The 7,887-nt window shown below is 58.1% G+C and carries 9 protein-coding genes; 4 read left to right on the top strand and 5 right to left on the bottom strand.

Going from position 1 to position 7,887, the window contains the following annotated elements:
• Positions 1-130 precede the first annotated feature (130 nt).
• Genes trbG through SX1_RS18325 form a run of 3 tightly spaced genes read left to right on the top strand, consistent with a single transcriptional unit; the run spans position 131 to position 2,516 of the window.
• Positions 131-970, top strand: coding sequence for a P-type conjugative transfer protein TrbG (trbG, locus tag SX1_RS22945; RefSeq protein ID WP_157410275.1), 840 nt, complete (start codon positions 131-133; stop codon positions 968-970).
• Positions 967-2,292: a TraB/TrbI/VirB10 family type IV secretion system protein gene (locus SX1_RS18330; protein ID WP_019054197.1), complete on the top strand. Its 1,326-nt coding sequence runs from the start codon at positions 967-969 to the stop codon at positions 2,290-2,292. Before trbG ends, SX1_RS18330 begins: the two co-directional genes overlap by 4 nt.
• The gene (locus tag SX1_RS18325) at positions 2,289-2,516 is read left to right on the top strand and encodes a DUF2274 domain-containing protein (protein WP_019054196.1); all 228 of its coding nucleotides are present in this window, start codon (positions 2,289-2,291) and stop codon (positions 2,514-2,516) included. The genes SX1_RS18330 and SX1_RS18325 overlap by 4 nt, the downstream gene beginning before the upstream one ends.
• Here SX1_RS18325 and SX1_RS18320 read toward each other — a convergent pair.
• Positions 2,504-3,400: a LysR family transcriptional regulator gene (locus SX1_RS18320; RefSeq protein ID WP_019054195.1), complete on the bottom strand. Its 897-nt coding sequence runs from the start codon at positions 3,398-3,400 to the stop codon at positions 2,504-2,506. The two genes, SX1_RS18325 and SX1_RS18320, sit on opposite strands and share 13 nt — an antisense overlap.
• Positions 3,401-3,606: 206 nt before the next feature.
• On the opposite strand from SX1_RS18320, the gene SX1_RS18315 reads away from it, so the two are divergent.
• Complete coding sequence (locus tag SX1_RS18315; protein WP_019054194.1) at positions 3,607-4,359, top strand: NYN domain-containing protein; 753 nt, start codon at positions 3,607-3,609, stop codon at positions 4,357-4,359.
• Between the two features lie 75 nt (positions 4,360-4,434).
• On the opposite strand, the gene SX1_RS18310 is transcribed toward SX1_RS18315, so the two are convergent.
• Genes SX1_RS18310 through SX1_RS24295 form a run of 4 tightly spaced genes read right to left on the bottom strand, consistent with a single transcriptional unit; the run spans position 4,435 to position 7,833 of the window.
• Entirely contained in the window at positions 4,435-5,217 is a 783-nt protein-coding gene (locus SX1_RS18310) for an HNH endonuclease (protein WP_019054193.1), read from the bottom strand.
• A 15-nt stretch (positions 5,218-5,232) separates the two neighbouring features.
• Positions 5,233-5,907, bottom strand: a complete 675-nt coding sequence (locus tag SX1_RS18305; RefSeq protein ID WP_255209796.1) for a hypothetical protein — start codon at positions 5,905-5,907, stop codon at positions 5,233-5,235.
• Positions 5,834-6,676 carry a PD-(D/E)XK nuclease family protein gene (locus SX1_RS18300; protein WP_255209795.1) on the bottom strand — a complete coding sequence of 281 codons (843 nt, stop codon included), beginning with the start codon at positions 6,674-6,676 and terminating at the stop codon, positions 5,834-5,836. The genes SX1_RS18305 and SX1_RS18300 overlap by 74 nt, the downstream gene beginning before the upstream one ends.
• Positions 6,673-7,833, bottom strand: a complete 1,161-nt coding sequence (locus SX1_RS24295; protein WP_019054190.1) for a M78 family metallopeptidase domain-containing protein — start codon at positions 7,831-7,833, stop codon at positions 6,673-6,675. Before SX1_RS24295 ends, SX1_RS18300 begins: the two co-directional genes overlap by 4 nt.
• Positions 7,834-7,887 lie beyond the last annotated feature (54 nt).

Below are 7,887 nucleotides of genomic sequence, written 5' to 3'. Positions count from 1 at the left end.
ATCCGCTCGGCCTGTTCATCAACGCCATCAACTGGTCAAAGGAGCTTAGCCAATGATCCGCCCGACGCGCGCCCTGCGCACATCCATTATGCTCTCAGCGGTAACGCTGATCTGCATCCCTGCCCAAGCCATGGCGCGCGAACAGCGCGCTCAGCCGCATGCAATTCCTGCTGCATCGGCGCAGATCGTTGAGCCTGCCGACCCGCGCACCCGTGTTGGTAGGGCCAACGCCGCTGCGCGCGTGGAACCGGAGCGCACCAGCTATTTCAATGCCATCCAGCAATATGCCTACACCGATGGAGCCCTGTTCCAGATTTATACTGCACCGGGGCAGATCACCGACATCATGCTGCAGGAAGGCGAGGAACTGGTCGGACCAGGGCCGGTCGCATCGGGCGATACGGTCCGCTGGATCATCGGCGACACGGTAAGTGGGAGCGGATCCTCGCGCCGCGTTCACATCCTCGTCAAGCCGACACGGGCCGACATTCGCACCAACCTCATTATCAATACTAATCGGCGCACCTATCATCTCGAACTCAGTGCGACGAACTCGACCTATATGGCCGCAGTCTCCTGGACATATCCGCAGGACGCCTTGATCGCCTTGCGAACGGCTGAGGCCGAGCGCGAACGCACGGCTCCGGTGGCGGCGGGTATCGACTTTTCTGCTTTGAATTTTCGCTACCGCATCGCGGGCGATCGCCCCGAATGGCGGCCAGTGCGTGTATTCGATGACGGCCGGCAGGTGTTCATCGAGTTTCCGGGCGACATTGCGAGCGGCGATATGCCGCCGCTGTTCGTGATCGGCGCGGATCAGGCAGCTGAGCTGGTGAACTACCGCGTGCAGGGCCGCTACATGGTTGTCGACCGGCTGTTTGAGCGTGCCGAACTGCGGCTTGGCGCAGGCAACAGCGCCAAGCAGGTTCGCATTGAGCGTGAACGCGCACGCCGCCGGAGCCGCTCATGAACGCGCGATCGCAAGATGATGGCGTGCCACCGGTCTCCAACCGGATTGTTGAGGCTGACGTCGAGACCGACATTGAAACTGACGTTGAGGTCAATGCCGAAGGCGATGAGCCTTACGACGAGCGCCCGGTTGCACCGGCCAACCCCGACGGGTTTCGCCTTGGCGGGGAACCGCCGCGCGTCATGCGCTTGTCGCGCAAGGCACTGGCAATCCTTGGCGTCATCGCCAGCGTCGGGATTGGCGGTTCGTTGATCTACGCACTTCAGCCCAAGAACCACGCGCCAGCCGAGAATCTCTACGACACGAACAGCCGCAACCGCGCGGACTCGGTCAACGGTGCGCCTGCCAACTACGGCGACGTGCCCAAGTTGGGGCCTGCACTTCCCGGTGATCTCGGCGGCCCGATCGTTGCCGCGCAGCAGCGCGGGCAAAATGTCCCGATCCCGCCCATTGGCACCGCTCCTAGTGCCGGTCCGCCTGACCCGCGGATTGCCGCTGCCGAACAAGCGCATGAACGCGCGGCGCAGGAACGTGACAGCGCCCGGACCAGTCGCCTGTTTCTTGCCGGAGAGACCGGAACGACCGACAATCGATCGGCAACCGCAGTAGGGCCAGCGCCATCAGTTTCGATACTTGGTGCCGATCCAGCTCAACCGTCGGCACCAACAGCCACATCAAGCCGCCGCGCATTTCTCGGACAGCGCGGTAACCGCAGCACGGAAAGCCCTGAGCGCATCATGCGACTTGCATCGCCTAACGTTGTGCAGGCCGGAAGCGTGATACCGGCAGCGCTCATAACCGGCATCCGGTCCGACCTTCCAGGTCAAATAACAGCGCAGGTTACGCAGAACGTCTATGACAGCCCCACCGGCCGGATCCTTCTGATCCCCCAAGGCTCAAGGCTGATCGGTGAATATGACAGCGACGTAGCCGCCGGACAGAACCGCGTGCTGCTGGCGTGGGACCGCCTCATCCTTCCCGGAGGTCAATCGATCCTGCTTGATCGCCTGCCCGGCGCTGATGCTGCCGGTATGGCCGGCCTTGAAGACCAGACCAACTATCATTGGGGCAACATGCTCAAGGCCGCGCTCATTTCGACATTGCTGGGGGCTGGTACAGAGCTCATCTCGAACGGTGATAGCGATCTCATTCGGGCGCTGCGTTTCGGCACGCAGGACACCATAAGCCAGACTGGCAGGCAGGTCGTGCAGCGGCAATTGAACGTGCCGCCGACACTGACCGTGCGCCCCGGATTTTCGCTGCGCATCATCGTGACTCGCGATCTGGTGCTCGAACCGGTGCCTGCAGGAGGAATGCGATGACCCGTCTCAAACTGGCTGATCTCGCCGACGAAAAACCGGTGCGGCTGACCTTGGAGCTCTCTGCACGGCTTCACCGCGATCTGGTGGCCTATGCGCTCGCCGTAAACGGCGGGGATGCCAAAGGTGCGCCGACCGCCGAGCGGCTCATTCCGCCCATGCTTGAGCGGTTTATCGCAACTGACCGGGCTTTTGCCAAAGCGCGCAAGACACCTCAGGCGGGGTAGCGCTCGTTGATCAGGGTAAAGAACCGTTGCAGCGCCGGATTGTCATTGTCTTCGCGCCAGTAAACCGAAAATTCGAGGCGCGTCGTGCCGTTCTGATCGTGGATATCGCGGAAATGGAGATCCGGCCATGTCACGCCCTGCGAGGCTTCGGTTGCGATCGATATGAAACGACCGACCGACACAATGCTCAGCACGCTCTCTAGGCTGGTATTCTGTACGATGATGTTCGGCCGCCCGCCCTGTCCGGTCAGCCGCGCAGCAAGCAGATTGGCAAGAGTTGGACCAATGCCGCCGCCCGGCACCACGAACACTTCGCGGCGCAGATCACTCCAGTAGATCCGCTCGCTTTCGAGAAGCCGGTGGCCCGACTGCAAGGCGACCATCAGCCTGTCAGACCAGACTGAGCGCGCCAAAATGCCGCTCTCGTCCATCCCGGCCGGTGCCACCGCGACATCTATGGTCCGCGATTGCAAGGCATTCAGCAGCTTTTCGGGAGCGGCTTCCTCGCCATCGAACTGGACGTCAGGAAATCGGGTCAGATACTCGGAGAAGGTCTGCTTCAGATTGCCTGCCATCAGTGACGAGCTGTAACCGACGGCAAGTCGTCCCTGCTCGCCATAGCTGACCGCACGCGCGGTGGTTTGCAGATTGTCGATGTCAGTGATGATGCGCCGCGCGGACTCAAGAAAGACCTGGCCCATCTCGGTCGGCTCAGCTCCCCGCGTCGAACGCGTAAACAACTTGATGCCGAGTTTGTCCTCAAGTTGCGTAACCCGCAGGCTCAGCGTTGCCTGCTTCATGTTGAGCGCCGTGGCAGCACGGGAAAAGCTGCGGGTATCAGCGGTCAGAACGGCATATCGGAGTTGCCGGACCTCGATCGTCATGCTGCTAATGCTCCCCCATTCTCTTTCTTGCCGGCATTGAGGCGCAATCAGACTGAAATCGCAATATAAATTCGCGATGATGGAATGAGGTCAGAGATCGATCCGTAAATTTACTTGCCCAGTCAGGCGGATGCCGGAATTTAACTTCAAATCTGTTTGATCTATTTTGGAGACAAATTTTAACGGCGGCGTGGTAAGGATTCAACATGTCGAATGAACCCCGTGCTCCACGTCTTGCTGTCCTCATCGACGCTGACAATGCCTCCTCCCGTATCGCTACCCGTCTGTTCGAAGAGATCGCCAAGATCGGTGAAGCCAGTGTGCGCCGGATTTATGGCGACTTCTCCGGAACCCGCCTCAAATCCTGGGCAGAGGTGCTTTCAACCCACGCAATCCGGGCGCAGCAGAATTTCGCCTACACCACCGGCAAGAATGCGTCTGACATTGCGCTCGTGATCGACGCCATGGACCTGTTGCATACCGGGCGCTTCGACGCCTTCTGTCTGGTATCGTCTGACAGTGATTTCACCGGGCTTGCGGCCCGCATCCGCGAGCAAGGCATCGATGTCTATGGCTTCGGCGAGCAGAAAACCCCCGAGAGCTTCCGCCAGGCTTGCCGACGCTTCATCTACACGGAGAATCTTCTGCCGGAGGCTCCAACCTCGGAAGAGCCCGAACGCGCCGACCTGCGTCCCGCGGCAGCCAAACAAGCCCCAAGCGCGGCCGCCCCGCTCATTCGCAAGGCCATTGCGCAGCTGGACGATGACGGTGGCTGGGTTCCTTTGGGCCGAGTGGGTCAGCGTCTCGCCGAACTTGCCTCGGATTTCGATCCGCGCACCTATGGTCAGGCCAAGCTCAGCGATCTCGTCGACAAGGCGGGTGCCTTCGAATCTCGAAGGACGGAGTCAGGGCATGTCCAAATCCGGCTGAAAACCGATGGAAAGACGATCAAAAAATGAACGTTGGCCCAGCCCAATCGAGGCGCATCAGCAGCCTTTCGGCACAGACCTTCGATACTCATCCAACTGAATTCTTCAGTCGGCCACCCAAATCTCGCTGCGGTGCCAAGCCAGACGGCTTCTTTGTTCATCCACCAACTGCAACGGCGGCGCTTTTTCCAGCGCCAGTGCAAGACGCGCTGATTTGCCAAGGCTGGGCGAGGCAATAGCATTGCCCAAGTCGTCGAAAGTCACCAGGCCGCTGTCGAATGCGGCGTCCCACAATGACGACAGCAGCAAACCATTGTGGACATTGAGCCTTTCCTGATCGCTCTCACAATCGGCCCAAGGGATGATATGTGAGGCGCGAAGCAGTTGCGGCTCCACTGCGCCGGTGAAAGGACAGGTTCTGTTCCAGTAATCCATGACCGCTGCCCGGAATCGATCCTGACCGATCCGGACTTTCTGCGCGCGTTCGGCCTCGGTGTCGCCCAAGTGAGCGGTTTCCCGAATGAAGTCTTCAAAGGGCAATGTCGGCAGGCTCAGTGAAAGGCGGTAGACCGAACTGACACCGGCGAAGAGGGCTTCTCTGGTCATGAAGGCAAAGGCCGCCGCATGCCCCTTCGCACATGGTCCGGCAGACTCTGCTTTGAGTTCCCTGGCTGCGCCTGGATGAGCGACTGACAAGAAAAATGGCCCATGCAAGCCTGACGCTGTTGCAGCGACAGCGATCTCCCCCGGCGCTGATGCAGACGAATAAAACAGCCAGCCAGCTGCCTGGCCTTGGGCAATGCGATACCCCTGACCGTTGGCGGCATCCCGGAGCTCAGATTCAAGCGCAAACGGGTAATCAAAAAGGCGCTGACTGGTTTCGATCATTCTATGGTCATGCCTTTAAAGTTTACCCACGTCCTTGATGACCTTGATTGCTTCATCAACAAACGGTGCCAAAGGCGCAAAGTTGAGACCTTTCTGAATCTTCACGAGGCCTGACGGACTCCACAGCGTTACACCATCATCCTCCCAACCTGCGATGTCCTGCTTGATTTTCGATTTGCTATGCAACTTCGATTTGCCATCTTGAAGAACATTGAATCCGATCTGCACGCCAGACTCGTTGTCGGCATAGACCAGAAGCTCGCTTCTAAGTTTGCCAAGCCCATAGGATCGGAGCGCATACCACTGACCCCAGATCGTCTGCGGATCGAGAAGGCCATCATCAACCTGCTCATGAGGAGCTTTCGCTGTCCATGGTGCTGGCAACGGTTTCCATACTGCATGCCAAATTTCATGCACTAGGATTGCTAGGTCTGCCTGAATTTGACGCGCAGCTCGCAATGCACGAAAATAGTCTGGGACTTCGTTCCACTCAACGTCATCTGGAATGGACGGGCGCTTCTTAGCCAAGAGCAGATCAACCGCAGCCTCTGTTTTGCTATCGTTGAAATAGGACAGAAGCCCCGATGGAATCTGAACCATATGCTGCGCCGCCCCTTTAATATGCTTTGTACCAAACGGACCGCCGAAAGCGCCTGTATTCAACGCAATCGTGCGATCCATCAATTTCATGCTCGAGCCTGGTCAGAAACGACCACCAGCTTACAGGTTGCCAATAGGGCCGCGGCTTGAGTAACTTGGCGTCAATCCGGCTGATGAGCGGGGCGACGACCAGAAAGGCAGACCGAGAGGAATCCCAGGCCGGCCCAGACTGGTCGAGCACATGCTGCTCTGCTTTTTCAAGCTGGCCTGGCGTTAGCCGATGACCGAATTTTGCTTCAATCGCCACGCCGAAATTAGTGCTTCCGTCAGACAACTCCACAAGGATATCGATGCGGTTCTCCTCGGCTTCAGCACGAACTTTGAGCGGCTTCCATTCGCTCTTGATCGGAATGCTACGTGGGGAGCAGGCAAGCGCAGCCTTCGCAAATGAAAGGCAGCGTGCACGCTGCCTTTCCAGCGAACAGTCGGTCAAAAAATAGACAAAGCCCTTGGTTATCTGAGGTTCAAGCGGATCAATCCACTGATGCGGAGCTTCGTTGAAGCAATGCGTTTCGGTTTCCAGTCCAAAAAGCGCATCCAGACTGCGGGCATCCTCGCGCCATGGATGGGCCCTAACCTTTGGCAGTCCCAAGCGGATGACCTCGAGGGCTTTGATGCGGCTTAACTGCACTACCTCAAAACAGCGCGGATCGATAGGTTCCGGTCGCACGGGGCATAGATCGCGCCAATCTCCAAAGCCCTCGCCTGTCTGGACAAGCGGCAACTTCGCTTTTCCGACCGTACCTTCGCGAATCGTCTTCATCACCCCACGCTCTCCGATCACGGCAGCCTCTTTCAACCTTTGTCCCCAAGATAACTGCGAACACGTGCTACGGCGCGCGTTATGCGATCGAGGTCCACCTGCTCGATGTCTGCTTTAGCTCCATCAAAATAGGAGCGAAGATAAATCGGTGATCCAGTGATTATTCCCTCGCGTTCGGCAAGCCACCAAGCCACTAGTTCAGCCTCAATTTCCTTAGTGGCGAGTGGAATATCTCTTCGATCCGGCCAACCATATTCTTCAGCTTTGAGATTATTTTCAATAAATGGCCCGAGGTGCCCGCAAAACAGGTGCCCGAGTTCATGGAGCAGTGTTGTAAACTGTTCTGCCGGTGAGAACTTACCATTGATCGAAACCTCCCAGACCGGCGTGGAATCAACTCGTTTTACCAGGGGTGCATCTTCACACCCTCCCGTGATCCAGCCCGCCAGATTGCGTCCGAAATCGACAGTGCGCGTCCGCACCACGAGGTGTCGGGAAGTGGGTTTGGCCAACGCATCGATCAATCGTGACAGTCGAGATGAATCGAACTGTCCGGTCGCCGCAAATGCATCGGTTTCCGGATCGCGAGGCGGTTGGGGAGCGGTGTCCAGTTCTTCATAAACCTGGGTGATCGGTCCAAGCGGCTGCAGAATGAGAATCGGAATTGCGCCCGGTCTCACGCTGCGTCCCATAGTCCGCCAGCGCTGCTTGCTAGCAACCATGCCCGCACCCGGTCTTTGAGCATAGATCATGTAAATGTTGTAGGGGCCATAAGCCTTCATCCGAGAAGCAAAGCGGGTGAAGTGCATGATGGCTTGAGGTGTTGGGGCTGAAAGGGCGCGCCCCATCAAATCACGTAGTTCCGCTTCGCTAGGGTTAGGATTCTGCGGCAAAACGTCAGTCGTACCGACGGGAATCCGTGTTTCACCCCACTCGTCGATAGTGACCAACGCATCGATGATGTCATCTTCGCTATCGCAGTTTGTCACATCGATACCGTTATCGAGGCAGGCGTATCTTGCTCCTTCATACCAAGAGCGCAAATATCGAAAAAGCTCTACTGGAGGCTTGCCTACATCTCGCCCGATGGCTTGCGCGACTTCGACGAAACGCTGCGTTCCACCTTCGAGATAACCGCAAGCGAGAGTGATCCCCGCCCCATAGAGTTCAGCGTCGAAATTCCTATCCTTCATAGGAGGCCTTCCGTGCGTGGGGGGTTGCTGCCAGCGGTCAACGCGGCAAAAAGG

The sequence above is a fragment of the Sphingobium xenophagum NBRC 107872 genome, assembly GCF_000367345.1.
In the GTDB taxonomy this organism is placed as follows: Bacteria; Pseudomonadota; Alphaproteobacteria; order Sphingomonadales; family Sphingomonadaceae; genus Sphingobium; species Sphingobium xenophagum.
The sequence above is the reverse complement of the archived record's forward strand: the minus strand, read 5'-3'. Positions and strand labels throughout refer to the sequence as shown.

What these genes read in the sequence shown, in the direction of transcription:
- trbG (WP_157410275.1), top strand. Translation starts at nt 131, where the DNA reads ATGGCGCGCGAACAGCGCGCTCAGCCGCATGCAATTCCTGCTGCATCG.
- SX1_RS18330 (WP_019054197.1), top strand. Translation starts at nt 967, where the DNA reads ATGAACGCGCGATCGCAAGATGATGGCGTGCCACCGGTCTCCAACCGG.
- SX1_RS18325 (WP_019054196.1), top strand. Translation starts at nt 2,289, where the DNA reads ATGACCCGTCTCAAACTGGCTGATCTCGCCGACGAAAAACCGGTGCGG.
- SX1_RS18320 (WP_019054195.1), bottom strand. Translation starts at nt 3,400, where the DNA reads ATGACGATCGAGGTCCGGCAACTCCGATATGCCGTTCTGACCGCTGAT.
- SX1_RS18315 (WP_019054194.1), top strand. Translation starts at nt 3,607, where the DNA reads ATGTCGAATGAACCCCGTGCTCCACGTCTTGCTGTCCTCATCGACGCT.
- SX1_RS18310 (WP_019054193.1), bottom strand. Translation starts at nt 5,217, where the DNA reads ATGATCGAAACCAGTCAGCGCCTTTTTGATTACCCGTTTGCGCTTGAA.
- SX1_RS18305 (WP_255209796.1), bottom strand. Translation starts at nt 5,907, where the DNA reads ATGAAATTGATGGATCGCACGATTGCGTTGAATACAGGCGCTTTCGGC.
- SX1_RS24295 (WP_019054190.1), bottom strand. Translation starts at nt 7,833, where the DNA reads ATGAAGGATAGGAATTTCGACGCTGAACTCTATGGGGCGGGGATCACT.